The 479-nt window shown below is 48.4% G+C and carries 1 protein-coding gene; it reads right to left on the bottom strand.

What is annotated here, in order from left to right:
- Nucleotides 1-479: shikimate dehydrogenase family protein (locus M3175_RS25875; protein ID WP_503328629.1), on the bottom strand; the 479-nt coding region annotated here is incomplete at both ends.

The following is a 479-nucleotide window of genomic DNA, read 5'->3' as shown; positions in this document are numbered from 1 at the left end:
CCTATCGACGTTGCATTGATAATCACCTCAATATCGTTGGGCAAATCCGTCAAACTTGAAAAGGTGAGCTTATCAGTATCAAATAATTGGGTTAAATTCTTTGCCTTTTCTACGGTGCGATTGGCAATATGTAGCGATTTTACTTGCGCATCTAGCAATGGCAAAATCGCGCCGCGACTCGCCCCACCTGCCCCCAAAATAGCAACATTTGTGTCTTTTAACCTGACGCCTTGCGACAATAAATCCGCCACCAAACCGCGACCATCGGTATTGTCGCCATACAGTTTGCCCGCTTTAATGGCAAGGGTATTGACTGCACCCGCCAAGCGCGCGTATTCAGATAGCTCACCGCGCTGCTGGCACAGCGAAAATGCCATCTCTTTAAAAGGTACGGTCACATTTGCCCCTGTCCCACCGCCTGCAAAAAATGCTTCGATGACAGCGGTAAAACTCTCGACATTGTCCCAACGATGTCGAGA

Source organism: Robertmurraya korlensis, from assembly GCF_023715225.1.
Lineage (GTDB): Bacteria > Bacillota > Bacilli > Bacillales > Cytobacillaceae > Robertmurraya_A.
Note: the sequence above shows the minus strand (reverse complement) of the source record. Positions and strands in the feature narration are given on the sequence as shown.